The sequence below is a fragment of the Nodosilinea sp. FACHB-141 genome, assembly GCF_014696135.1.
Classification (GTDB): domain Bacteria; phylum Cyanobacteriota; class Cyanobacteriia; order Phormidesmidales; family Phormidesmidaceae; genus Nodosilinea.
Window position 1 is genome coordinate 652,298 of sequence record NZ_JACJPP010000011.1, and the last position, 23,431, is coordinate 675,728.

The window sequence follows — 23,431 nt, forward strand, 5'->3', positions numbered from 1 at the left end:
ACAAAGGCCCCAGGGTTTTGGCTAAACTCCCAGGGCCTTTGAGTGGTTCATTGACAGCGATCGCAGAGGCAGGTCTAACCCAGTAGCGCCTTGGCCCGGCTGACTACGTTCTCGACGGTGAAGCCAAACTTCTCCATCACCAGGTCGCCAGGAGCAGAGGCCCCAAAGCGATCGACGCCAATCACATCGCCTTCAGCACCCACGTAGCGGCACCAGCCCATGGTGATGCCCGCTTCTACTGCCAGGCGCTTAGTAACCGCCTTGGGCAGTACCGACTCCTGGTAGGCGGCATCCTGGGCGTCAAACAGTTCCCAAGAGGGCATAGACACGACACGCACCTTGGTACCCGCGGTCCGCAGTTCTTTAGCGGCCTCTACGCAGAGGCTAACCTCGCTGCCCGTGCCAATCAGGATCAGGTCGGGGGTGCCATCGCAGTCATCGACAGCGTAGGCTCCCTTAGCCACGCCTTCGATGGAGGCACCAGGTAGGTTGGGCAGGTTTTGACGGCTAAAGGCCATCAGCGTTGGGGTCTTACGATGCTCCACGGCGATCTTGTAGGCTCCGGAGGTTTCGGTGCCATCGGCGGGGCGAATCACGATCAGGTTGGGAATGGCCCGCAGGGAGGCGATGGTCTCCACCGGCTGGTGGGTGGGGCCGTCTTCGCCCAGACCGATGGAGTCGTGGGTCATGACATAAATCACCCCCGCCTGGGAGAGGGCCGACAGGCGAATCGCCGCCCGCATGTAGTCGGCAAACACCAGGAAGGTGGCGCAGTAGGGAATCAGCCCCGAGTTGTGCAGGGCGATGCCGTTGCAGATCGCACCCATGCCGTGCTCGCGCACGCCGAAGCGCAAGTTGCGGTTTTCGTAGGCCCCCTTCTGAAAGCTGCCGGAGATTTTCAGCTCGGTCAGGTTTGAGTGGGTGAGGTCAGCGGAGCCCCCGATCAGCTCAGGGATGGCTGGAGCCAGGGCGTTGAGGGTAACTTCGGAGTTCTTCCGAGTGGCCAGAGCCTTGTCTTCGGGGGTGTAGGTGGGCAGAGCGTCAGCCCAGCCGTCGGGCAGCTGGCCGGAGAGCATGCGCTCAAACTCGGCGGCCTCGGCGGCGTACTTGGTGCGGTAGGTGGCGAGGGTTTCTTCCCACTCGGCCTGCAGACTAGCGCCGCGCTCAACCGCTTTGCGCATGTGGTTGAGGGCATCTTCGGGCACTTCAAAGTCGCCGTAGCTCCAGCCCAGGTTTTCGCGGGTGAGCTTGATCTCGTCGCCGCCCAGGGCCGCACCGTGGACCCCAGCGGTGTTTTGCTTGTTGGGAGAACCGTAGCCGATGGTGGTGGTGACTTTGATCATCGAGGGGCGATCGCTAACGAATTTAGCTTCTTCGATCGCCTTAGCGATGGCGTCTAGATCGGTGTTGCCGTTCTCCACGTGCACCACGTGCCAGCCGTAGGCCTCAAAGCGCTTGCCCACGTCTTCGGTGAAGGAGATATCAGTGGAGCCGTCGATGGAGATGTGGTTGTCATCATAGAGGGCGATCAGCTTGCCCAATCCCAGGTGACCCGCTAAGGAGCAAGCTTCGCCAGAAACCCCTTCCATGTTGCAGCCGTCGCCCAAGATCACATAGGTGTAGTGATCCACTAGGGTGGCATCGGGCTTATTGAACTTGGCAGCTAGGTGAGCCTCGGCCATCGCCAAACCCACGGCGTTGGCAATGCCCTGGCCCAGAGGACCGGTGGTGACTTCAATGCCAGGGGTTTCAAAGTTCTCGGGGTGGCCGGGGGTGCGAGCGCCCCACTGGCGGAACTGCTTAATGTCATCCAGCGTCACACTGTCAAAGCCGCTCAGGTAAAGCAGGGCATATTGCAGCATGCAGCCGTGACCCGCCGACAGCACAAAGCGATCGCGGTTAAACCATTGGGGGTTCTTGGGGTTGACCCGCAGAAACTTATCCCATAGCACGTAGGCCATGGGCGCAGCCCCCATGGGCAGACCGGGGTGACCAGACTTGGCCTTTTCCACCGCATCAATCGCTAAGAAGCGAATGGAATTAATACAGAGTTCTTCCAGGGATTGGGTTGCAACAGCCATAGGTTCAACAGCTTAACGACGGTTTTTTGGAGCAGCAGCACGCAGCACTAGGACTAGCCCAAGGGCTAACAAAGTTATCGGCTTAAATCGATCAAGACCCCACACACAGCCTTGCCTTTCAGCAGACCCCGCAACCAGACGATTGTCAATACCCTCTGGCTAGGCAAGGCACAAAGCTCAAGTGCCAAATGGCACAGATTTTAGGTCATTATACCTATCAATTGATTCAATCCGTAGCTCTAGCTACGGTATTTTTTAAACACTAGGGTAACGTTATGGCCTCCAAAGCCAAAGGAGTTGGAGATCGCCACATCAATGGGCATGGGGCGACTCTGATTGGGAATATAGTCGAGGTCGCAGTCGGGGTCGGGGTCGTGGAGGTTGATGGTGGGGGGGGCGATATCGTTAGCGATCGCCAGACAGGTTGCCACCGCCTCAATCCCCCCGGAGCCTCCCAGCAGGTGCCCAGTCATCGACTTGGTCGAGCTCACCGCTACCTTATAAGCCACATCTCCCAGGGCAGTTTTGATCGCCTGGGTTTCGGTGGGGTCATTGGCCCCCGTACTGGTGCCATGGGCGTTGATATAGCTAATGTCGCTTGGCGAAATGCCCGCGTCCTTCAAGGCTAGCTGAATACAGCGAGCTGCCCCTATCCCACCAGGTACTGGCGACGTCATGTGGTAGGCGTCGCAGGTCATGCCATAGCCGACGATTTCACCATAAATAGTCGCTCCCCGGCTCAGGGCGTGCTCTAGCTCTTCGAGAATTAGAATGCCGCAGCCTTCGCCGATCACAAAGCCGTCGCGGGTTTTATCGAAGGGGCGGCTCGCGGTGGTGGGGTCGTCATTGCGAGTCGAGAGGGCGCGGGCCGAGGCAAAGCCTGCCACCGACAGGGGCGTGACCGCTGCCTCGGTGCCACCGCAGATCATTGCCTGGGCGTAGCCGTGCTGAATCAGCCGAAAGGCGTCGCCAATGGCGTTAGACCCAGCGGCACAGGCGGTGACAGCACAGGTACTCGGCCCCTTGGCACCGGTATGGATGGCGGTTAGCCCCGCCGCCATATTGGCGATCATCATCGGAATCATGAAAGGGCTACAGCGGCTAGGGCCCCGGTCGAGATAAATTTCCTGCTGGTCTTCTAAGACCTTGAGGCCACCGATGCCAGAACCAATACAGGTGCCAATCTGTTCAGCATTGAGATCAGTAATGGTGAGCCCCGAGTGCTCAAGGGCGCGTTGACCAGCAATCACCGCAAACTGGGAGAAGCGATCCATACGCCTGACTTCTTTCTTGTCGAGAAAGTCGCCAGGGTCGAACCCCTTAACCTCCGCCGCAATTTGCGACGCATGCTGAGAAGGGTCGAAGTGGGTAATGCGCGCCGTGCCGCTGCGTCCAGCCACTAGCCCAGCCCAGTACTCCTCCAGGTTGTTACCAATGGGGGTAATGGCATCCATGCCAGTCACTACAACGCGCTTTGAGTCAGAGTTTGCCATAGCCAAATTTCAGGTAAACCAGGTCGAGGTTAAGGGGGCCGGGCCGGACAACTGTAAAACCGATCGCATGGGGGGCACCCCTCGGCCCCCCCAATGGCTATCAGTACAGGCACTACCCTATTCCCAGGCTAACTACTGGGATTGGGAATGGCCTAGGCGGCTTTGTCTTCGATGAAATTGACGGCATCTTGCACAGTAGCAATGCCCTCTGCCGCTTCGTCAGGAATTTCGATGCCAAATTCTTCTTCCAGAGCCATCACCAGCTCTACGGTATCGAGAGAATCGGCGCCCAGGTCGTTGGCGAAGCTAGCTTCGGGCTTCACGTCAGCCTCTTCAACCCCTAGCTGCTCGCTGACAATCTTTTTGACCTTTTCAAAAGTCTCTGCGCTCATGATCTCCAACGCCTCGTTAAGTATGGAATTAATCGACAACAAAAAACCTTATCACCCTGCGACCCCATCGAGACGAATATCTGACGTCAAGCCCCAGCATAAGGTCGCTCAATTTTGGCCATCGTCCCTCGAGCAAAGCCGGAAGGGAAATGTTACAGAATTTCTGACTTCGACAGTGCTTGGCCAGCTACAGTTACCAATTTTGAGCATCCCTCCATAATATCGGAAAAAGAACCCTACCAAAAATCTGTCGCCCGGTAGCCGAGTTCCTCTAGCATAGAGCGCAGCAGCGGCAGGCTGAGACCAATGACGTTGGTGTGGCAGCCCTCAATTTTTTCGATTAGCAGCCCCCCTTTGCCGTCGATGGAAAAGGCTCCAGCGCAGGCTAAGGGCTCCCCCGAATTGACGTAGGCTACAATCGTGGCATCGTCAACCTCAGAAAAGTAAACGCGGGTGGCGGCGCTGCGCACCAGAATTGAGCCACCGGGGGCGATTAGGGCGTGGCCCGTGTGAATCTCGCAGGACTGGCCCCGCATCGCTTGCCACCGGGCGATCGCATCCTCTCGATCTTTGGGCTTGCCGTAGATTTTGCCCCGAAAGGCCATCACCGAGTCGCACCCCAGCACCAGGGCGCTGGGAAACTGAGGCGCAACCGATTCAGCCTTGCACCGGGCCAGAGTGGCCACATATTTGGGCGGGTCAGTGACAGCAACTTGATCTTCGTCAAAGTTGCTGGGGCAGACAAAGGGGTGAATGCCCGCCCCGACCAGCAGCAGGCGACGGCCCTTTGAGGCTGAAGCAAGAACAAACTGGGGGCGAGGGGAAGTAGGCATGGCTAACTGTGACGGCGATTGAAGGGAGTTATTTCAGGATAGAGACCACGCAGGGCTTTCATGCTACAGAGCGTTTGCCGTTGAGATTTTTCCTACCCGCCAAACAAAGGGAGGAAACAAAAGCACAGCTTCTACAGCAGGGGCGTGGGAAAGGTTGGCGCACTGTGTATCTGCTGTGTCGACCAATTGAAGTATCCCCCTGTCAACCGCGCCCTTGCTGCCCAGTTGACAGGGGGATAGGTCTAAGACACCTTAAACGAGGCCACCGACTGCTTCATCAGGTCGCGAACTTTATCCCAGCGGCCTTCATCGGTAGAGGCGTTGAAGGTATAAAGTTTACCTCGGCGCACAATGGCGCTGGCCAGGTTGTGGCGCGGCCCAGCTGGCAGATCGGCCAGGTACTCCAGAATGTAGTAGGTCTTGTCATCGGCAGTGTCGATGCGCTGGGCGCTGAGCAAATCGACGTTGCTATCATCCCCTGCTAGGGCGCTGAAGCTTTTAGAGAGTTTATAGCCCACTTCGGTGGGAGTGCCGAGCGCATCGAGGTCTTTGCCCTCGGGCACTTCGCTGATCACCACGCTGATATTCTCGGTTTCGTGAATGATGTCATGAAAGACGATTTCGGCGGCACCGGGCACTTTGACCTCAACCCAGCCGGTGGGGTACATAAACTCGTAGCCCGAATATTGGTCGGCGTAGGCCTGAAGACCACCGCCGCCACCCACACAGCCCTGGAGGGTGACAGCAAAAACAATCAAAAGCACTGTGGCCAGCCGCTTCAGCATGGGTCAATATCCTCGGATCTTGATTATCAATAATAATTAATTGTCTCACACGGGCTGCTTAAGCCGGCTTCTGAAAAAACAGCAGGTGCTGCTCGGGTAGGCGGTCATCGGTCTTAACCCAGTTCAGACCGACGGCGGCCATTTCGCGGCGCACCTGGGCAACGCTCATCTTGTGTAGCCGCTTGATCATAACCATGGGGTTTTCGGCTTTGTACTCCGCTAGCACGACCCGTCCGCCGGGCTTGAGGGCGTTTACAACGCCCTCCATGACCTCGCGAGGGCTGGCAAACTCGTGGTAAGCATCAACCATTAGCGCCAGGTCAATAGAGCTAGGCGGCAGATTGGGATTGTCGGACTGGCCCAGCACCGGCTCCACATTTTCGATGCCCTTAGCCTCTAGCTCGACCTGGAGCATGGCCAGCATTTCGGGCTGAATATCCACGGCCAGCACCTTCCCTTGGGGTACCAGGAGGGCAATGCGACGGGCGAAATAGCCAGTACCCGCGCCCACATCGGCCACGATATCGGTGGGGGAGAGATCTAGGGCGGCGATCGCTGCCTGGGGTCGTTCTTGCAGCACTCGACTAGGGCGATCGAGCCAGCCAGCCCCCTGGTGGCCCATGGTCTGGGCAATTTCTCGGCCTAGGTAAACCCGGCCAATACCGTCGGCACTAGGAGTCACCGTTTGATACTCGGTACTAGCCTGGAGCGTCGCCGTTCCGCAGGCGGTTAGCCCCCACAGCACAGCGACCAGCACCAGGCAGCGCAGGGTGAATGCCATTTGGCTAAGAAGCTTACGCCCGGTGGGCTGGGCTAGAGAAAGGCGACTCATCACAAAACAGCTACTGAACGACAAAACTTACCCACCCGAACATTCACCAATCAATGACTAGGCCTCTACTGGAGCGGGAGCCGGCTCTAGCAGAGTCACCAGTGCCAAATTCACCTGATCTTCAGTAGGCTGGCTGAGTTCGGCGCGTATATTAGGGCCAAAGAACGACTCAATTTTGGCTTTCTTCTCCACCCAGGTGGAAAAGGGCACCATGGACGAGTCAAACTCCAGCACCAGGGCATAGTTGCCGTCGATCTCGGTCTCATGCAGCCCGCTGAGTTCAGGACACTCCTGCCCTGAGGGGCTCAGCCCCAGCTTTTGTAGCGCGACATCGAGGTGGGCTTCCTGGCCGTAGCGGTAGCGAGTCACGTCAAGGCGCACCTGATTTTGGGTAGAGGTGGCCTGCTCTTCGCGCAGCTTTGTCACCTCCGGCGAGGTGGGCTGGGTGTAGGGCACAGGCTCTAGCTCAGCGGCCCGCAGCGCTAACCCGCCCAGCAATACAGGAATGCCGTAGAAGAAACCGACCAGGTTGAGGGTGGAGTTGTCTTGAAAGTAGGCTACAAACCCGACAATGGTGAGCACCCCGCCCACTGCCAGCAGCACCAGACTCAGGTTAATTCGCCCCAACTTAATTCGCCCCAGCATACAACCCTCGGTGGAAAGATTACTTCTGACTATCATGCCGCCTTGTGGGTGAGAAAGGTAGGGAGGGGTGGATGAGTGGGCAGGTGGGCAAGTAGGCGAGTGGGCGAGTGGATGGTGGATGTGTGGATGAGTTGGGCACCTACCCATCCACCCGCCTACCCATTCACCCGCCTACCCACCTACCCATCCCCATCCCGCTACAAAGTTGTTTATGCTGTCGAAGGATAACCTAGGCCACAATCTTCAGGGGGACGCTATGGAACTGCAGATGATTCGCGATCGCATTGCCACCATTCGCTCTAAGCGAGAGGCGCTAATTCAGTTGCTGGAGCAGCCTGATCTCGGCACCCTGCGCATCGATGTCAACCAGGCGATCGAGGAAATGGACGATCTGCTAGAAGAATTTGACCGTACCTTTCCGGTGGGATGATAGGTTGAGATTTGGATTGCAATTCGCCCTATCCCGGTTTAGAGACTGAGTTTTGCTGGTAGGAAAGCTCAAGGGTCTGACCTGGACTGGCGACTGTTCTTTCAACTACTCACCTAAACTTCCGTCAACTTGCTATGGCCACCAGCTACTCTGTCGAAATTCATCACCAGGGCACCACTCAAACCATTACCGTTCCGGAAGACCAAACTATTCTGGCGGCGGCCCACGCGGTGGGGCTAGACCTGCCGACCTCCTGTGGGGCGGGGGTGTGCACGACCTGCGCTGCTCTAGTGCTGGAGGGCGAGGTCGATCAGAGTGAAGGCATGGGGGTGAGCACCGAACTGCAAGCCGATGGCTACGCGCTGTTGTGCGTAGCCTTCCCGCGCTCAGACATCAAGCTAGAGACCGAGAAGGAAGATATTGTCTACCAAAAGCAGTTTGGCCAGGGTTAGACCGTAGGGTGGGCATTGCCCACCATTAAGCTGACTTCTGAAAGCAGCTATCCCCTCTTACCTAGGATTCTCCTGTCTTCGCAATGTTTTAGCGGTGGGCACTATCCACCCTACACAAGGCAAAATTGCTCTTTTTGTTGGGTAAATGATGGCGTTGGCCACTCACTTTATTACTCTGGACATCCATCTGGGAGATGCTCAGGAAGACCTAGTGGGGATGATTGAAGCGGCCCTGGCTAAACGGGGTGAACCCCTGCGCTGGGCAATCACTCAGGTAAACCCAGCTACTCAAACCGCTACGGTGGAAGCGGTAGTCACCACGCAAGCCTAGTCTGAGCTGCTATGAACTCGCCCAATCCTAGTCGTCGTCCGTATACTGCGGTGCTGGTGGTGCCCACTGGTATTGGGGCAGCGGTGGGCGGCTATGCAGGAGATGCGCTGCCGGTGGCGCGGGCGATCGCCTCAGTAGTCGATACCTTAATTACCCACCCCAACGTGATGAATGGGGCGCAGCTCTACTGGCCGCTGCCCAACGCCTGCTATGTAGAGGGCTATGGTCTAGACCAGTTCGCCTCCGGGCGCTGGGGGTTGCGCCCGGTGCATCGCAACCGCATCGGCCTAGTGCTAGATGCGGCGATTGAAGATGACTTGCGCTGGCGACATCTGCAAGCGGCGGATGCAGCTCGGGCCACTCTGGGCTTAGATTTGACCGATTATGTTGTTACCCATGCACCCTTGGGGGTGGAGCTGCGAAGGGCGGCATCGGGGGCAACCTGGGGCACAATTGGGCGGCCCGACAGTTTGCTGCGGGCGGCAGAGCGAGCGATCGCCGCTGGAGCCAATGCGATCGCCGTAGTAGCCCGCTTCCCTGAAGACACCGATGCTGAGACCCTGCAAGACTATCGCCAGGGCCACGGCGTAGACCCCTTGGCAGGAGCTGAGGCGGTGATTAGCCATCTGGTGGTGCGCACCCTGCAAGTGCCTTGCGCCCACGCCCCAGCCCTGAGCCCGCTGCCGCTAGATCCGTCGATTTCGCCGAAGTCTGCGGCCGAGGAACTGGGCTACACGTTTTTGCCGTGTGTGCTGGCGGGGCTGAGCCGAGCGCCACAATTCGTGACCGGGCCAACCTTGAGACAGTCTGGCTCCACCCTTTGGGCGGACCAAGTTGACGCCATTGTGGTGCCTGCCAGCGCTTGTGGGGGCAGTGCCCTGCTGAGCCTGGGGCGGCGATCGCTGGCGATCGCCGTCGAGGCCAACTCCACCGCCCTCGATGTCAGCCCCGAAGCTCTCGGCATACCGGCGGTGCGGGTGTCGTCTTACCTAGAGGCGGTGGGGCTACTGGCGGCCCATCGGGCGGGCGTACATCCCCAAGCGCTGACCGCCCAGGTGCCGCGAATTCAAGCTTTGGGCTCTCCCCAAGCTGGTTCTTCCTTTGGGCGGATAGAAAACATCTCCCCAGTTTCTACAATTGCACCTGGAGGAGGCTGAGCGGGCCAACATCCTACTGTCAACTTATTGTGGAAAAAAGGCTGCCGATCGCCCATGGTAACAACCCCCTAGGGGCGCGCCTTGGTGTCACCGCTAATGCGATCGAGCCTCCGCTATCGTCGCAGGAGCATGTCATGACAAAGCGTACCGTCAACGTTCTACTCGTCGAAGACGATGAGGTGGATGTAATGAACGTTCAGCGGGCCTTCAAGCGCAACCGCATTGAGAATCCTCTGTATGTCGCCAACAACGGGTTAGCAGCGCTCAACATGCTGCGCGGTAGCGACTCTGATCCACCGTCGGTGCCAGAGCATCGCCGTCTGGTGCTGCTCGATATCAACATGCCCAAGATGAACGGGCTAGAGTTCCTGCAAGAGCTGCGTCAGGATGAATCGCTGAAGTCTACGCCAGTCGTCGTATTGACTACCTCTGATGCCGACCAAGATCGGCTTGAGGCCTACCGATTAAACGTAGCAGGCTATATTCTAAAGCCAGTCACTTTTGCTACCTTTGCAGATGTAGTGGCGGCTCTCAACCAGTACTGGGCGTTGTGTGAGATTCCATAACCAGACCCACTGGAATCCGCCGTGGGTAGCAGAAGCAGGTACTGAGCGGATGGGCGAAGTGCTAGAAATTTTGTTAGTGGATGACGATGCCGTCGATCGCATGGCCATCTGCCGCGCTCTAGCTCGCGCCGACTTACCAGTTGAGGTCACTGAGGTAACAAGTGCTGAGCAGGCGATCGCCAACCTCAAAAGCCGTACCTACGACTGCGTTTTTCTAGACTACCGCCTGCCCGAGCAAGACGGCTTGTCGCTGATCCGTCAGTGGCGGGCCGAGGGTGTGAGCATTCCGCTGGTGGTGCTGACTGGCCAGGGCGATGAGCAAATTGCCGTCGACCTCATGAAGGCTGGCGCTAGCGATTACCTTGTTAAGACCCGCGTGTCGCCCGATCGCCTGGCCCTGCTGTTGCGCAATGCCCTGCGCATGTACGAAGCGGAGCGGCGAGAGGCCAAAGTCATGGCCCAGCTTCAGCAAACCAACAAGCTGCTCACCCAGCAAAACGAAGAGTTAGAGCGCCAGCGTCGCTACATCGAAGACCAAAACCTCAAGCTGCTAGAGGCTTACCGAGTTAAGTCTGAGTTTTTGGCCACTATGTCCCACGAACTGCGCACGCCGCTGAACGCGATTTTGGGATTTTCGCAGATTCTCGACAGCCAGTCGAAGGGGCCTCTTACCTCTCACCAGGCCGAGATGATTAAGCGCATTTTCACCAACGGCAAGAACTTGCTCAACTTGGTGAACGACATTCTTGACCTGTCTAGGCTAGAGGCCCAGCGGCTGACGCTGAACTTGACCCAGGTGAATCTCCACAACCTGGTGCAGACGACGTTGTTAGATCTGCGATCGCTGGCTGACGGCAAAGCCCTCACCCTGAAAAGCACCCTCCAGCTCACCAACCCCGTGGTGGTGAACGACGAACACCGGCTGCGCCAGGTGCTCACCAACCTGGTATCCAACGCTATCAAGTTTACCGATCGAGGCCAGGTGCATATCACCCTCACAGAGACAGCCTCTGATCAGATCTCTCTCACCGTGGCCGACACTGGCATTGGCATTGCCGAGGAGCAGTTGCCCCACATTTTTGAAGCGTTTCGCCAGGTTGACCAGACCATTCGTCGCCAGCGCCCCGGCACCGGGCTGGGATTGGCCATCGTTCAGTCGTTAGTCGGCATCATGGGCGGCACCATTGTCGTCAGCAGCAAGCAGGGGCAGGGAACGACCTTTGTTGTCACGCTGCCTCGGCAAATTTCACTGCCGCCAGAAACCTTTAGCCTGGATACTGATCTAGCTGCTCAACCGCTGACCCTGAGTTTACACACGGAGTAAGATGGGGCCAGGTCTGCCAAAGAGGGGTTCAAAGCATGGACGAACACCCCAGCGGTTTGGGATTTAGAGCATCTATCCACCCTGAGTAAAGCCGCCATCCATTTACGGTGGCAACGTGGGAAAATAAGGTTTGCATTTTTGGAAAATTGCCTGTGAAAGCTCTTGTGGTCGGCAGCGGTGGCCGTGAACATACCCTGGCCTGGTCGCTGCTGCGATCGCCCAAAATCACCGAGGTGGTCTGCGTGCCGGGCAATGGCGGCACCGCTACCCTGCCCCACTGCCGCAACCTGGCCATGGCCGCCACTGACTTTGAGGGCATTGCTCGCTTTGCCCTGGTCAACAATCTAGAGCTGGTTGTGGTTGGCCCCGAACAGCCTCTGGCCGAGGGGATTACCGACTATCTGCAAGAGCAGGGGCTCAAGGTATTTGGCCCCTGCCAGGCCGGGGCGCAGATTGAGGCCAGCAAGGCCTGGGCCAAGGCGCTGATGGTTGAGGCGGGCATTCCCACCGCCAAAGCCGAGGCTTTTGAAAAAGAAGCGGCCGCCCTGGCCTACCTAGAGCAGCAGGGTGCCCCGATCGTGGTGAAGGCTGACGGGCTAGCGGCGGGCAAGGGCGTCACCGTGGCCCACACCCTAGACGAGGCTATTCAAGCCGTCAAAGATGCGTTTAGCGGCAAGTTTGGGGCCGCCGGCCACCAGGTGGTGATCGAAGAATTTATGACCGGCCAAGAGGCTTCGGTGTTAGCCATCACCGATGGGCAAACCATTCGCCCCCTGGTGCCTGCCCAAGACCACAAGGCCATTGGCGAGGGGGACACCGGCCCCAACACGGGCGGTATGGGAGCCTATGCCCCAACCCCGGTAGTCACCCCTGCCATTATGGAGCGGGTGCAAAAGGAGGTGCTAGAGCCGGCGATCGCTACCCTACGCCGCCGCGGCATCGACTATCGCGGCATTCTCTACGCTGGGCTGATGATTACCCCCGAGGGCGAGCCCAAAGTGGTGGAGTTTAACTGTCGCCTAGGCGATCCCGAGACCCAGGCGGTGCTTCCCCTGCTCGAAACCCCACTAGAGCAGGTGATGCTCGCTTGTATTGAAGGACGGCTCGACACCCTAGAGTTGAAATGGAAGCCGGAAGCCGCCGCCTGCGTGGTGGTGGCTGCTGAGGGCTACCCCGACAACTATCCCAAGGGCATGGAAATCGTTGGCTTTGAAGAAGCCGCTGCTACCGGAGCGCTAGTGTTCCATGCCGGTACTCGTCGCCGAGGCAACAGCATTGTCGCCGATGGCGGCCGCGTGCTGGGAGTGACGGGTCTGGGCGAAACCTTTGAGGCAGCGATCGCCAATGCCTACGAGGCGATCGATAAAATTTGCTTTGAGGGCATGTATTACCGCCGCGACATCGGCTACCGTGTAAAGGGGCTTTCTTCGGACTAGAAGCCGGGTTTGGCTATAGCAAAAGAGCGAAAATAGAAGAGCGAAAACTAAAAAGTTCCGCCAGGCTTGAGTTCATGCATTTTGGACTGTCCTGACCCGAACTTTAGCTGTTGTAGGGTTTCGGCTGAGCAGGACCTTTTCCATGCATCTATGAATGGAAAGCTACCAGGAGCAATCCCTGCGGGGAGGACTGAAGACTATACTTTTTGCTCCGTTACCAGGGTTAGGCTTTCCCAAGTGCCCTGGGCGTTGTAGGTGCGAATCAGTCGCTGCCGCAGGGTGGGTGTAATTAGCCAGCCGGCCTCTAAAAACAGCGGCTGTCCCGACTGAATCTCGGTGGGAAAGGTAGTCGAAGCTCCCCCTGGCAACAGTAAGACGGTAACGGGCTGGCTGCCCTGCTCAAACCTCAGCGTTGAGCCTACTAGCTGGCCCTGAGATTGGATGCTGGGGCTGTTGCCAAAGGTGAGGGTTTGGGTGATGGCGCGATCGCTCCCCGGCTGAATCTCTAGCCGAGTCGCCATCGATCGCTGGGGCTGCCAGTCAGGAAATACCGTGGTTGCCTCTCCTACCCAGGTGCCGATTAGCTGATCCACCGTGAGCATGGGGCGCGGAGTGGGCTCTGTGCCGGCCAAATGTTCTCGGATTAGTGTCAGGCTGCCGAGGGTGGGCTGCCGAGGAAACACCTGGGCTACACGCAGGCGATCGCTGCCGTGAATCAGGCCCAACTCGGCCCCAAACTCACTCACCGGGCTGCGCTGAATTGACCCTTGGGAAAAAGCACCGGTCTCGCAAAACAGCACTCCCCGCCCTAGGGAACTGTATTCCAACACCGTTTCGCTGGGAGGCTGGCCGGGAGGGCGCTTGCGAATCTCCTGGCGCATGGTGTTGCCCTCGTTAAGGGGGATCAGCGCTACCTCCGAGGGCGTATCCTGCAAAATTTCCCCAGTCGGCGACACTTGGGTAAATGACCCTACCCAGGTGCCCTGGTTTTTGAGTAAACGCGCCCACTGAGTCGAAGCCGAGGTCATAGTGCGGTGAATAAACAGTAGCGTCAGGCTTGCATCAGGCTGACTAGGTGGGGCAACTCCGGCAAAATCAGCGTCTCCATAGCTAGGGTTACCGCTTTGCTAGACCCCGGCAGCGAGAAAATCAAGGTGGATTGATAAACCCCAGCTACAGCGCGAGAGGCCATGGCGCGGGAGCCAATCTCCCGAAAGCTGAGATGGCGAAAGATTTCCCCAAACCCCGGTAGGGTTTTTTCTAGCAGGGCGGCGATCGCATCGTAGGTGGTGTCGCGGGGAGCAATCCCCGTTCCCCCAGTGAGAATGATGCAGTCGACCTGCGCGGCCAAGGTCTGGCACAGCGGGCGAATCTTCTGCGGCTCGTCGGGGACGATGCGATAGTCGCTCACCTGGTGGCCCGCTTCGGCCAGCAGGGTTTGCAGGAGTTGCCCGCTGCGATCGCTCTCGACGGTGCGGGTGTCGCTCACGGTAACAACCGCGCAGTGCACCGGTCTGCCTAACGTCGGGGGATGGGCCATGGTAGGGGTCGCACCTAGCTTTTGGTAAAGCCCAGCCCGTTTTGCTCGGCGTAGCGGTTCATAAACCGCATAAAGCGATCCCACTCGGCTTCGCTTCTCATAATGTAGGTGGCTTCAATGCCGGCTGGTTCGCCGTTAACAAACCGGCCATTGACCTCACGGCTGACCAGTTCGCCCTCTTCGTCGACTAGGTACATACCGGTGATTTCTACCCCTTCCTGCTGGGAGAGCGCCTGGGGATGGTCAAAGTAGAAGGTGGCCGTACCGTCGGAGCCATCCTTGGCGCGGGTGAGCCGCACATCAGGAATCACTGGTTCTGCAACGCCACGGGCAAATTGAATCTCGGCCATGCCAAACGTCCTAATCTAAGATTGCCATTTATAAAAATTCATTCTCGCACGATACCGGAACTGGATCTGACGCGGGGATCAACTCTGCCGCAGTCGCAGGATCAGGCCGCCCTACCCAGTAGCTTCAAGGGGTGCTGTCGGAGGGCTCAGCCATCGGATCGGCGGTCAGCACAGTGAACGATTCGGCCAGGGCCACGGCTTCCTCGGGGCTGACATCTTCGCAGGCCTGGAGCGACTCAAACAGATCGCCAATGTAGGTTGCCCCCACCAGTCGGTAAGCGCCAGAAAGCCCTATCATCCAGTCGGTGAACAGGTTTGAGTCAGGGAACTCGGCCCGCAGATTGGCATCGGTATAGGGGCCATAGTTGAGGCCGTAGCCCTGGTCGTCAAACAACGGCGGCTGAATAGGCAAGCGGTTTTCGGTGGCGGGGGAGCTGCCAATGCCCTGGGCGGCAAACTCGACGGCAAAGCACTGACTACCTTGGCCAGAGGCCTCCGCTTCTGAGGCATTGCTTTGGTAGACCACCAGGTACCCAGGGCCAGAGTCGCTGGAGTCAACCCGCATTTCCACGATCGCAAAGGATGGCGGCACCTGCCCTGGCACCACTACCTCAATCCCTAAACTGGTGAGCTGGCTGGTTTGGGTGGGCGACATTTGGGCCAAAAAAGCGCCTTCGGGGGGCGGCGGTGGCCCTTCAGCGACAGGGGTAGCGAGGGGGGCAGAGGTGGCGGTCGGAGGTTGGCGATCGCAGGCACTGACCAGCCCCATGACTAGCAGCAGCGCCGTCGCAACCTTTGTTTGGGTTGTCATGGTGGCTCTATCACCCGCTAAACAATGTCGCCGCTATCTTATCGCGTTGCCCGATCGCCCCAACCACCGAAAAACCGCTATCCCAGTTAAACCTATGGCATGATAATCCCCTGTTGACCTGGAGTCCTGCTCGTTGGCTAAGCTACCGCCCCTGCCTATTTCGGTAAAAGTGTTCTACGGCGTGGGGGAGTTAGCGGCATCGGTGCCCGCCAGCCTGTCAGCGTTTTTTGTGCTGTATTTTTTTACCACCGTGGCGGGGCTGAGCCCGGCTCTAGCAGGCTCGGTGCTGCTGTTTGGCCGCACGTGGGATGCCATTGACGACCCGCTGATCGGTTGGCTGAGCGATCGCACCGTGTCGCCAGCCGGCCGGCGCTACCCCTGGATGCTGGGCGGGGTAATTCCCATGGCAATCTGTTCGGTGCTGCTGTGGATGGTGCCCCCTTTTGCGAGTCAGTGGGGGGTGTTTGCCTATTACATTGTGCTGTCGCTCTTTGCCTTTGCTGCTTTTACCGCCGTGCAGTTGCCCTACACGGCTTTGGCTGCCGAACTGTCTGACGACTACGACGAACGCACCGACTTGATCGGTATGAAATCGGCCTTTAGCATTGGGGCCAGCATTTTAGCCTTGGTCATGGCCCAGGTGGTGTTTGCCCGGGTGGCCGACCCGGCTCGGCAGTTCTTCATTTTGGGATTACTCTCAGCCAGTTTGGCGGTGGTGATTATTGGCCTATGCGTAGCGGGCACCTACCGCCGCTATTGGCAGGTGCAGCAAAGTCGCCCGCCGCTAACAGGGGGCCACCACTCTCCAGCGCTGCTGCCCCAGTTGCGCAGCGTGTTTAGTAACGCGGCCTTTCGAGAAGTGTTAGGTCTCTACCTCTGCGGCTGGATGAGCGTGCAGGTAACCGCCGCTATGCTGCCTTACTTTGTTGGTGCCTGGATGGGCTTGCCTGCGACTCACTTTGCCCAAATGGCCCTGGCGGTGCAGGGAACCGCGATCGCTATGCTCTGGGTGTGGGACTGGGTGGCTAAACGCACGGGCAAGCGCACGGTGTTTTTAACGGGGGCACCCCTGGCGGCGATCGCCCTTGCTGGTCTGGCCACGGTGCAGCCTGGCCAGGTGGTTTGGATGTATACCTTGGGGGTAATCGCGGGCATGGGGGTGGCCACTCTCTACATGGTGCCCTTTGCGATGCTACCCGACGTGATTGACCTCGATGAACTCAACACCGGCCTACGCCGGGAAGGGCTGTACTTCAGCGCCTTAGTATTTCTGCAAAAGCTGGGGCTAGCCATGGCGCTGTTTATCTCTGGTCAGCTGTTGAGCTTGACCGGCTACGTGGCTAATACCGACACCCAGCCCGTCGCTGCTCTCAACGCCATCCGTCTGCTGATTGGTCCTTTACCGGCGCTGCTACTGATAGTGGGGCTATGGTTTTGCTACCGCTACCCAATCAATCGCGATCGCCATCAGCAAATTTTATTGGCCCTACAGCAGCAGCGCCAGCAGCGGTTCGATAACGAGGCTAACCCTAGCTCAGACCCCTCTGCCCCTGGAGCTTAACCGCATCGCTGGCCCTAAAACCAAGAATTTTTCGCATGACGTCATCTTCCCTAAGGTAGATTGTTGGCTGCCGCTGCCAGAGTTCGTTTCTACCTATTGGGGGAGGGAGAGCCTTAGAGGCGCCGTTAAGGTATGTAAAGTGCTTTGGGCGCTGCTTGAAGGCGCTGCCCTCGCCCCCGATTTCGCACTTTTGTGCATGCAGTTTTGAGTGTAAGGATTGTTTTTGATGGCTATTTTGCGTTCCTCTCAGACAAAGCGGTGGATGGTTGGTCTTGCCAGCGTGGGTGCTGCGGCTCTGCTAGCTGCCTGTGGCGCTTCTGAGCCTACAGCTGAGACAGAAGTTGGGCAAGCCCCCACGACCACCGAAGAGCCCACTACTGCAACCGACCCCACGGCTGAAAGCACCACTGCCGAAGGCGACACCGTAGTGGACGTAGCCGCCAGCGACGAAGATTTCAGCATTCTTGCGGAAGCTATAGAGGCTGCTGACCTCACCGAGACTCTCAGTGCTTCTGGCCCTGTGACGGTGTTTGCCCCCACCAACGAAGCTTTTGAAGCTCTGCCCGAAGGTACCCTAGACAAGCTGCTGCTGCCCGAAAACCAGGACGTGCTGCGTCAGGTCTTGACCTACCACGTGCTGGAAGATGCAGTCCCCGCTGCTGAAGTTACCACGGGCGAAGTTCCTACCGCCGCTGGTACTCCGGTTTCCATTCAGGTGGATGACACTACCGGCGAAGTTATGGTCAACGAAGCCATGGTGGTTACCCCCGACATCCAGGCCAGCAACGGCGTCATCCACGCCATCGACCAGGTCATTCTGCCCCCCGGTCTGACTCTCTAGAGTCAATTTATTGGTCAGATGCTAGCGCGTAGTGTCTGACCCAACCTTGTCAACTCTCTGACTCCCTAAACAATCCCTAGGAGCAACTTTTAACCGAGTTATCTCCTAGGGATTTTCTCTGTTGGGCTAGCTGCCTTGGTCGGGAGACTGCTGCCCTAGCCGCGGTTCGGTACCAGCTAGAAGGCGATCGATATTGCTGCGGTGGCGCAAAATCACGTAGAACGCTCCCAGCGCTCCTAGCACTGCATAGGGTAGGGGCTGGCCAGTGACAACCATGAGAATGCCAGCAGCGATCGCCGCCACTATCGAGCTTAGCGACACAATGCGGCTGAGGGCCAGGGAGAGGCCAAAGGCGATCGCTGCCCCCAGGGCCACGGGCCAGGCCAGGCCAATTAGCACGCCCAACCCCGAAGCCACCGACTTGCCGCCGGTAAAATTAATCCACACCGACTTGCTGTGGCCCACCAGGGCCAACAGCCCAGCCCCAACCGCCACCCACGGCTGCCAGAGGGCATCTAGGGCCGTCAGAGCCGCCACTTGGGGCCAGACCGCCGCCACCAGCAGCACCGCCAGCAGCCCCTTGAGCAGATCGATCGCTAGGACGGCGATCGCAGCCCCTTTACCCACGGTTCGCAGCACGTTGGTGGCCCCAGTCCCCCCCGAGCCATGCTGCCGAATATCAATGCCCTTGACTCCCTTGGCCACCAGGTAGCCAGTGGGAATCGAGCCTAAGAGATACGCTGCCACTAACAGCAGCACAATTGCTAGAACCGCCAATGCCCTATGTCCTTAAAACGCGGTGTAGTCTAAAACCTGTGACTCGGAGCATCTGCCCTTGGGCCTGCCCCAAAAAGCCGTTGATACCGTTCACCAATCCAGTCTAGGGGGATTGGGCACGACATTGGGGGACGGCAAGAAAAGTCTAAGGACTAGCCCGGCCAGCCAGACAAACGTCTAGGGAATGTCCGGTGCTTGGCCAGCGGGGGCGCACAGGCGCTCGATCACCTGCTCAGCCGTAATTAATCGCTTCAGCACCACTTGCCCAATCGGTTCGCTAGTGACGCCCTCGGGCTTGACCTCGATCATCAGCACTGTCTCTTCAACTTGGTAAAGCCACAGGGTTTCCCCCTGTTCTTGAATTGACAAATTGAGGCGGCGTATATGGGGCTTGCGCTGCCAACCCAACTCATTCCACAGGCCACCAAACTCCCATACCCGGCCTGTTACCCAACCATCCGAAAGAAAAAAGTATTTCACCGCTCACTCTGCCACACCATATATCAATGGCATTATGCACCGTGACGACCCACTGGCCGCAGGCCTCGCCTATTTAAACGTCAATGATAGTTAAATCGGCCGACCCATGATTCAGATTGCAGCGCTCGACCACCTGGTGCTCACCGTGGCTGATATTTCCCGCACCCGTGAGTTTTACCAGACTGTGCTGGGCATGGCGGCGGTGACTTTTGGTCGCGATCGCCATGCTCTTCGCTATGGCCAACAAAAAATCAATCTCCACCAGGCGGGTGCGGCCTTTGCCCCCCACGCCCAGTCACCCACGCCCGGCTCGGCAGATTTGTGCTTTCTCATCACCGGCTCCTTAGACGCCGCCCTGGCCCACCTCCGGAATTGCGGAGTGCCTGTTATCGCTGGGCCAGTGCAGCGTACCGGGGCCGCAGGAATGTTGCTGTCGATCTACATTCGCGACCCTGACGGCAACTTAATTGAGCTGAGCGCGCTGGCAGATGCTTAGTCAGAATAGCCTCAGTAGATCATAAAGTCCCCGCAGCCCTCGCCCTAAATCCCTCTCCCAAGCTGGGAGAGGGACTTTGAAAGTTCTCCAGCTCCCCTCTCCTCCCTGGGAGAGGGGCTGGGGGAGAGGGCTGGATTACGTGCAACAAAGCGTGTTTGTGATCTACAGAGCCTAGGTCCTAGGTGGACAGCTCGTCCGACTGGCCCAAAATTTTTGGCAATTTTCCGGATGGAGGCTACCTCATTCGTATTAGAGAAAGGTAGATGCACCCTGATTGTTAAGCCCTGGGATACCTGGAGGGATCCTAGGGCTTTTTTTTGCCTGATTTTTGCCTGAAACCATAGGCAAGTTATGTGGCCTCGCTGCTGTGATACCCTATCCGCAATTGGCGCGACAGTGAGGAACTCCCCATGGCAACGGTAACGGTAGGGCTTGTATTTGGCGGCTGCTCAGGGGAGCACGAGGTATCGATTCGCTCGGCCCAGGCGATCGCCCGCGCCCTGGACAGCGGCAGCAATGCCCAAAAGTACACCGTGCTGCCGGTCTACATTCGCAAAGACGGCGTTTGGCTGGCGGGTGCCACCGCTGAGTCGGTCTTGACCGCTGGGGTACCCCCCCAGGAAACGTCCGATGCGCCAGCCGCCACCGCCCGCGATCGCCTGCCTCAGTTTGATCAGATCGCCGACATTGATATTTGGTTCCCGGTGCTGCACGGTCCCAACGGCGAAGACGGCACAGTGCAGGGCCTCTTGACCCTGATGCAGCAGCCCTACGTCGGCGCTGGGGTGCTGGGCTCGGCAGTGGGCATGGATAAGATTGCTATGAAAATGGCCTTTGCCCAGGCCGGGCTGCCCCAGGTGAAGTACCTGGCGGTGAATCGGGCGGAGGTGTGGTCTAACCCCTGCGTGTTTCCGAAGCTGTGCGATCGCATCGAAGCCGAGCTGGGCTACCCCTGCTTTGTCAAACCCGCCAACCTGGGCTCGTCGGTGGGTATTGCCAAGGCCACCAGCCGTAAGGAACTAGAGGCCGCCCTCGACAATGCCGCCAGCTACGATCGCCGCATCATCGTCGAAACCGGCGTGGTCGCCCGCGAGGTAGAGTGCGCCGTGCTGGGCAACGACAATCCCAGGGCCTCGGTGCTGGGCGAGATCACCTTTCAAAGCGATTTTTACGACTACGAGACTAAATACACCAGCGGCCAGTCGCAGCACACCATTCCGGCCCAGGTACCCGAAGCGATCGCCCGCCGCATTCAGGAGATGGCAATTACTGCGTTTCAGGCGGTGGATGCCGCCGGCATCTCGCGGGTCGATTTCTTTTACGTAGAGGCCACGGGGGAGGTGCTGATCAACGAGATCAACACCCTGCCTGGGTTCACCGCTACCAGCATGTACCCCATGATGTGGGAGGCCAGCGGCGTAGACTTCGAGGAGTTGGTAGACACCCTGATTCAGCTGGGGTTTGAGCGCACCGGCAGCAGCCCAGCTCAGACCTAGGCGGTTACGGCTTGGGGTAACGTTCAGGGTTTAGGGTTTAGGGTTTAGGGTTTAGGGTTCAGGTACTCTCAGGCCTTGCACCCTAAACCCTGCAACGTCACAGCGGTCGAGGATGAGCGACCTGCACCCTAGGAGTGATACCGACAGCAGAAATTTTTGTATCAAAAACAACAATAAAGGGGGAAGGCCTGGGGCAGCATACCCTTGGGGGTGCTCAAAATGGGCACCGGGGCTAACCTCATGCGTGTTTTGCTGGTAGAAGATGACGGACGCCTAGCCGACTCCCTGGCCGAGATCTTGCTGGCCCAGCGCTACATCGTTGACTTTGCCCGCGATGGCGAAGCTGGGTGGAACCAGATCAGCGCGATCGCCTACGACCTGATTTTGCTAGATGTCACCCTGCCGAAGCTCGACGGCATGGGGCTGTGTCGGCGAATGCGCGATCGCGGCCTCACCACCCCTGTGCTCATGCTCACCGCCCGCGACACCAGCTCCGACAAGGTCATGGGCCTTGATGCCGGGGCCGATGCCTACATGGTCAAACCTTTTCACCTAGAGGAACTGATGGCTCAGGTGCGCGCCCTGCTGCGACGGGGCCAGACCAGTTTTACCCCAGTGCTGATTTGGGGTGCCCTCAGCCTCGACCCCAGCAGCTACGAAGTCAGCTACAGCTACACCCCCATTCACCTGACCCCCAAGGAATTTGCCCTGATGGAGGCGCTGCTGCGCTACGGGCGACGAGTGCTGAGCCGCAGTGCGATCTTGGAGCACATTTGGACCTGGCAAGAGGCTCCCAGCGAAGACACGATCAAGACCTACATCAAAAATCTACGCGCCAAGCTCAGGGCCGCTGGAGCCCCTAAGGATGTGATTGAAACGGTGCACGGGTTGGGGTATCGACTGAGGGCGATCGAGTAGAGAGCGGTCGCCATAAAGCTTTTGGCTTGGCTACGCCAACACCCCTACAAAGCATCTCTGGTAGGAGCAAACGGCGATCGCCCGAAGCCAGATCTATAGCGTGCACAGCGGGAACTGGCCCCGACTCAAGAATTCACCATAGCTAGACTCAAATGTTTTCAAAACCCCCAGGTTTTTTAACAAGAATTATTGTTGTAAGAAATCGATCATATTCTCCCCGATTCCTTCACCAATTAATCCTTAAAACCTCCCTATTAGGCCTGTAAATTCAGTTTCCAAGTTCTAACGGTTTAGGCATCAAGTTATTTTCCGAACTAAGAAATTTTGCTTAATTCTGTATCCATTGATGCAATCCTATCGCAATTTTGGGAATTTTTGAAAACCATGGTGAATATTCGCAGGCGGCATTTTCTTCAGCTTAGCGTAGGGGCAGGGTTGGCCGTGGCCGCCCATGCCTGTAGCCAGCCTCAGTCAAAGATTGCCCAGGGGGACGGCAGCGAATCTCCGGGTAAAATTGCTGTTGGATTTTGGCCAGTGGCATCGGGTTTGCCGCTGTTTGTAGCGGTAGAAAAAGGCTACTTTCAAGCGGCGGGCTTAGAGGTGGAAGCAGTCAAATTTGCTAACCCCAACCAGGTGGCTGAGGCACTAATTGCTGGACGGTTGCAGGGCACGGGCAATGGTGTCGCCAGTGGGGCATTAGGCTTGGCAGAAATTACCTCGCCGGGGCTATTTAAGATTCTGACCTCTAATCCTAGCAACGTTAATTACGTTCTCGATCAGGTGATTGTGGGGCAAAATAGCGATATTAAATCGATTCAAGATCTCAACGGCAAAGCCTTTGCTACCGGGCCAGGGGCGCAGAATTTGGCGATCGCAGAAGCCATCCTTAGCGCTGCTGGCGTAGCCGATCCCAAGGTGCAGCAGCTCGAAATCAGCCAGCACGTAGCGGCCATTGAATCGGGACAAATTGACGCCGCCTACACCCTAGAGCCTACCGGCACCGTGGGGGTCGTCAAGGGCATTACCCGCGTGCTCGAAAACGGCGTCGTGTCGAAGTACATCCTTGGCGATGCCAAAGCACCTTGGTTTGGAGGTTCCGCCGCCCTCAGCAGTAAGTTTGTAGAGCAGTATCCCGAGACTACGGCAGCCTATGCCGAGGCCTACCGCCGCGCGGTGCAAGACATTCGCGACAACCCCACTGAGGTGCGTCAATACCTCACGGGCTACACCGCCATTGAAGGCGAGCTGGTAGAAAAGGTGCCCCTGGTGGGCTACACCATGTACGACGAATTCACTCCGGAAGACATCGCCTACTTCCAAAAATACTTCGACTTCATGACTGATAAAGGGATCTTCTCGCGCCCCATTGATGTGGCCGCGCTGATGTACAAACCCGCTTAGGCC

Annotated in this window: 26 protein-coding genes; 13 read left to right on the plus strand and 13 right to left on the minus strand. The window is 58.0% G+C overall.

Annotated features, from left to right (window positions below; genetic code table 11):
* Positions 1-74: 74 nt before the first annotated feature.
* The 7 genes from tkt to H6F59_RS11465 form a co-directional block, all read right to left on the minus strand.
* Entirely contained in the window at positions 75-2,081 is a 2,007-nt protein-coding gene (gene tkt / locus H6F59_RS11435) for a transketolase (protein WP_190699183.1), read from the minus strand.
* A 239-nt stretch (positions 2,082-2,320) separates the two neighbouring features.
* Positions 2,321-3,574, minus strand: a complete 1,254-nt coding sequence (gene fabF, locus H6F59_RS11440; protein ID WP_190523583.1) for a beta-ketoacyl-ACP synthase II — start codon at positions 3,572-3,574, stop codon at positions 2,321-2,323.
* 152 nt (positions 3,575-3,726) lie between these two features.
* The gene (acpP, locus tag H6F59_RS11445) at positions 3,727-3,966 is read right to left on the minus strand and encodes an acyl carrier protein (protein ID WP_073608383.1); all 240 of its coding nucleotides are present in this window, start codon (positions 3,964-3,966) and stop codon (positions 3,727-3,729) included.
* A gap of 236 nt (positions 3,967-4,202) precedes the next feature.
* On the minus strand, positions 4,203-4,799 hold the full coding sequence (locus H6F59_RS11450; protein WP_190699186.1) for a nucleoside triphosphate pyrophosphatase: 597 nt from the start codon (positions 4,797-4,799) through the stop codon (positions 4,203-4,205).
* 242 nt (positions 4,800-5,041) lie between these two features.
* Positions 5,042-5,584: a photosystem II reaction center PsbP gene (gene psbP / locus H6F59_RS11455; RefSeq protein ID WP_190699189.1), complete on the minus strand. Its 543-nt coding sequence runs from the start codon at positions 5,582-5,584 to the stop codon at positions 5,042-5,044.
* 58 nt (positions 5,585-5,642) lie between these two features.
* Entirely contained in the window at positions 5,643-6,365 is a 723-nt protein-coding gene (locus tag H6F59_RS11460; RefSeq protein ID WP_190699869.1) for a methyltransferase domain-containing protein, read from the minus strand.
* Positions 6,366-6,473: 108 nt separating this feature from the next.
* Positions 6,474-7,061, minus strand: coding sequence for a DUF2854 domain-containing protein (locus H6F59_RS11465; RefSeq protein WP_190699192.1), 588 nt, complete (start codon positions 7,059-7,061; stop codon positions 6,474-6,476).
* A 256-nt stretch (positions 7,062-7,317) separates the two neighbouring features.
* On the opposite strand from H6F59_RS11465, the gene H6F59_RS11470 reads away from it, so the two are divergent.
* The 7 genes from H6F59_RS11470 to purD all read left to right on the plus strand — a co-directional run bounded on the left by H6F59_RS11470 (position 7,318) and on the right by purD (position 12,757).
* Positions 7,318-7,491, plus strand: coding sequence for a hypothetical protein (locus tag H6F59_RS11470; protein WP_190629736.1), 174 nt, complete (start codon positions 7,318-7,320; stop codon positions 7,489-7,491).
* A 134-nt stretch (positions 7,492-7,625) separates the two neighbouring features.
* The gene (locus tag H6F59_RS11475; protein WP_190699196.1) at positions 7,626-7,943 is read left to right on the plus strand and encodes a 2Fe-2S iron-sulfur cluster-binding protein; all 318 of its coding nucleotides are present in this window, start codon (positions 7,626-7,628) and stop codon (positions 7,941-7,943) included.
* A gap of 148 nt (positions 7,944-8,091) precedes the next feature.
* Positions 8,092-8,274 carry a hypothetical protein gene (locus H6F59_RS11480; RefSeq protein WP_206755209.1) on the plus strand — a complete coding sequence of 61 codons (183 nt, stop codon included), beginning with the start codon at positions 8,092-8,094 and terminating at the stop codon, positions 8,272-8,274.
* Between the two features lie 11 nt (positions 8,275-8,285).
* The gene (locus tag H6F59_RS11485; RefSeq protein ID WP_242021390.1) at positions 8,286-9,431 is read left to right on the plus strand and encodes a DUF3326 domain-containing protein; all 1,146 of its coding nucleotides are present in this window, start codon (positions 8,286-8,288) and stop codon (positions 9,429-9,431) included.
* Positions 9,432-9,565: 134 nt separating this feature from the next.
* Complete coding sequence (locus H6F59_RS11490) at positions 9,566-9,997, plus strand: response regulator (RefSeq protein WP_190699872.1); 432 nt, start codon at positions 9,566-9,568, stop codon at positions 9,995-9,997.
* The gene (locus H6F59_RS11495) at positions 9,984-11,321 is read left to right on the plus strand and encodes an ATP-binding protein (protein ID WP_313887190.1); all 1,338 of its coding nucleotides are present in this window, start codon (positions 9,984-9,986) and stop codon (positions 11,319-11,321) included. The genes H6F59_RS11490 and H6F59_RS11495 overlap by 14 nt, the downstream gene beginning before the upstream one ends.
* A 152-nt stretch (positions 11,322-11,473) precedes the next feature.
* Positions 11,474-12,757, plus strand: coding sequence for a phosphoribosylamine--glycine ligase (gene purD, locus H6F59_RS11500; protein ID WP_190699199.1), 1,284 nt, complete (start codon positions 11,474-11,476; stop codon positions 12,755-12,757).
* 197 nt (positions 12,758-12,954) lie between these two features.
* On the opposite strand, the gene H6F59_RS11505 is transcribed toward purD, so the two are convergent.
* The 4 genes from H6F59_RS11505 to H6F59_RS11520 form a co-directional block, all read right to left on the minus strand.
* Positions 12,955-13,785, minus strand: a complete 831-nt coding sequence (locus tag H6F59_RS11505; RefSeq protein ID WP_190699203.1) for a DUF3598 family protein — start codon at positions 13,783-13,785, stop codon at positions 12,955-12,957.
* A 23-nt stretch (positions 13,786-13,808) separates the two neighbouring features.
* Positions 13,809-14,297, minus strand: a complete 489-nt coding sequence (locus H6F59_RS11510) for a molybdenum cofactor biosynthesis protein B (RefSeq protein ID WP_190699206.1) — start codon at positions 14,295-14,297, stop codon at positions 13,809-13,811.
* A 14-nt stretch (positions 14,298-14,311) separates the two neighbouring features.
* The gene (gene psb28, locus H6F59_RS11515) at positions 14,312-14,647 is read right to left on the minus strand and encodes a photosystem II reaction center protein Psb28 (protein ID WP_190523606.1); all 336 of its coding nucleotides are present in this window, start codon (positions 14,645-14,647) and stop codon (positions 14,312-14,314) included.
* 124 nt (positions 14,648-14,771) lie between these two features.
* Positions 14,772-15,458, minus strand: coding sequence for a hypothetical protein (locus tag H6F59_RS11520; RefSeq protein ID WP_190699209.1), 687 nt, complete (start codon positions 15,456-15,458; stop codon positions 14,772-14,774).
* 133 nt (positions 15,459-15,591) lie between these two features.
* On the opposite strand from H6F59_RS11520, the gene H6F59_RS11525 reads away from it, so the two are divergent.
* Together H6F59_RS11525 and H6F59_RS11530 are read left to right on the plus strand one after the other, a co-directional pair.
* The gene (locus H6F59_RS11525) at positions 15,592-17,019 is read left to right on the plus strand and encodes an MFS transporter (protein ID WP_190699212.1); all 1,428 of its coding nucleotides are present in this window, start codon (positions 15,592-15,594) and stop codon (positions 17,017-17,019) included.
* Positions 17,020-17,245: 226 nt separating this feature from the next.
* Positions 17,246-17,860 (plus strand): fasciclin domain-containing protein, encoded by a 615-nt coding sequence (locus tag H6F59_RS11530; RefSeq protein WP_190523612.1) that lies wholly within the window; start codon positions 17,246-17,248, stop codon positions 17,858-17,860.
* Positions 17,861-17,986: 126 nt separating this feature from the next.
* On the opposite strand, the gene plsY is transcribed toward H6F59_RS11530, so the two are convergent.
* Both plsY and H6F59_RS11540 read right to left on the minus strand, forming a co-directional pair.
* Positions 17,987-18,637: a glycerol-3-phosphate 1-O-acyltransferase PlsY gene (gene plsY, locus H6F59_RS11535; protein WP_190699216.1), complete on the minus strand. Its 651-nt coding sequence runs from the start codon at positions 18,635-18,637 to the stop codon at positions 17,987-17,989.
* Between the two features lie 177 nt (positions 18,638-18,814).
* Positions 18,815-19,117, minus strand: coding sequence for a hypothetical protein (locus H6F59_RS11540; RefSeq protein ID WP_190699219.1), 303 nt, complete (start codon positions 19,115-19,117; stop codon positions 18,815-18,817).
* 109 nt (positions 19,118-19,226) lie between these two features.
* Here H6F59_RS11540 and H6F59_RS11545 point away from each other — a divergent pair, with 109 nt between their 5' ends.
* From H6F59_RS11545 to H6F59_RS11560, 4 genes are all read left to right on the plus strand, one after another.
* Positions 19,227-19,613, plus strand: a complete 387-nt coding sequence (locus tag H6F59_RS11545; RefSeq protein WP_348251252.1) for a VOC family protein — start codon at positions 19,227-19,229, stop codon at positions 19,611-19,613.
* 410 nt (positions 19,614-20,023) lie between these two features.
* Complete coding sequence (locus tag H6F59_RS11550) at positions 20,024-21,109, plus strand: D-alanine--D-alanine ligase family protein (protein WP_190699225.1); 1,086 nt, start codon at positions 20,024-20,026, stop codon at positions 21,107-21,109.
* 240 nt (positions 21,110-21,349) lie between these two features.
* Complete coding sequence (locus tag H6F59_RS11555; RefSeq protein WP_190699879.1) at positions 21,350-22,027, plus strand: response regulator transcription factor; 678 nt, start codon at positions 21,350-21,352, stop codon at positions 22,025-22,027.
* A 384-nt stretch (positions 22,028-22,411) separates the two neighbouring features.
* Positions 22,412-23,428, plus strand: coding sequence for an ABC transporter substrate-binding protein (locus H6F59_RS11560; protein ID WP_190699882.1), 1,017 nt, complete (start codon positions 22,412-22,414; stop codon positions 23,426-23,428).
* Positions 23,429-23,431: the final 3 nt, after the last annotated feature.

Coding starts and splice junctions, on each gene's coding strand:
- H6F59_RS11470 (WP_190629736.1), top strand. CDS start 7,318: ATGGAACTGCAGATGATTCGCGATCGCATTGCCACCATTCGCTCTAAG.
- H6F59_RS11485 (WP_242021390.1), top strand. CDS start 8,286: ATGAACTCGCCCAATCCTAGTCGTCGTCCGTATACTGCGGTGCTGGTG.
- H6F59_RS11475 (WP_190699196.1), top strand. CDS start 7,626: ATGGCCACCAGCTACTCTGTCGAAATTCATCACCAGGGCACCACTCAA.
- H6F59_RS11465 (WP_190699192.1), bottom strand. CDS start 7,061: ATGCTGGGGCGAATTAAGTTGGGGCGAATTAACCTGAGTCTGGTGCTG.
- tkt (WP_190699183.1), bottom strand. CDS start 2,081: ATGGCTGTTGCAACCCAATCCCTGGAAGAACTCTGTATTAATTCCATT.
- fabF (WP_190523583.1), bottom strand. CDS start 3,574: ATGGCAAACTCTGACTCAAAGCGCGTTGTAGTGACTGGCATGGATGCC.
- H6F59_RS11520 (WP_190699209.1), bottom strand. CDS start 15,458: ATGACAACCCAAACAAAGGTTGCGACGGCGCTGCTGCTAGTCATGGGG.
- H6F59_RS11460 (WP_190699869.1), bottom strand. CDS start 6,365: ATGGCATTCACCCTGCGCTGCCTGGTGCTGGTCGCTGTGCTGTGGGGG.
- H6F59_RS11450 (WP_190699186.1), bottom strand. CDS start 4,799: ATGCCTACTTCCCCTCGCCCCCAGTTTGTTCTTGCTTCAGCCTCAAAG.
- psbP (WP_190699189.1), bottom strand. CDS start 5,584: ATGCTGAAGCGGCTGGCCACAGTGCTTTTGATTGTTTTTGCTGTCACC.
- H6F59_RS11530 (WP_190523612.1), top strand. CDS start 17,246: ATGGCTATTTTGCGTTCCTCTCAGACAAAGCGGTGGATGGTTGGTCTT.
- H6F59_RS11560 (WP_190699882.1), top strand. CDS start 22,412: ATGGTGAATATTCGCAGGCGGCATTTTCTTCAGCTTAGCGTAGGGGCA.
- psb28 (WP_190523606.1), bottom strand. CDS start 14,647: ATGGCCGAGATTCAATTTGCCCGTGGCGTTGCAGAACCAGTGATTCCT.
- acpP (WP_073608383.1), bottom strand. CDS start 3,966: ATGAGCGCAGAGACTTTTGAAAAGGTCAAAAAGATTGTCAGCGAGCAG.
- H6F59_RS11550 (WP_190699225.1), top strand. CDS start 20,024: ATGGCAACGGTAACGGTAGGGCTTGTATTTGGCGGCTGCTCAGGGGAG.
- H6F59_RS11505 (WP_190699203.1), bottom strand. CDS start 13,785: ATGACCTCGGCTTCGACTCAGTGGGCGCGTTTACTCAAAAACCAGGGC.
- H6F59_RS11555 (WP_190699879.1), top strand. CDS start 21,350: ATGCGTGTTTTGCTGGTAGAAGATGACGGACGCCTAGCCGACTCCCTG.
- H6F59_RS11480 (WP_206755209.1), top strand. CDS start 8,092: ATGGCGTTGGCCACTCACTTTATTACTCTGGACATCCATCTGGGAGAT.
- H6F59_RS11510 (WP_190699206.1), bottom strand. CDS start 14,297: ATGGCCCATCCCCCGACGTTAGGCAGACCGGTGCACTGCGCGGTTGTT.
- H6F59_RS11490 (WP_190699872.1), top strand. CDS start 9,566: ATGACAAAGCGTACCGTCAACGTTCTACTCGTCGAAGACGATGAGGTG.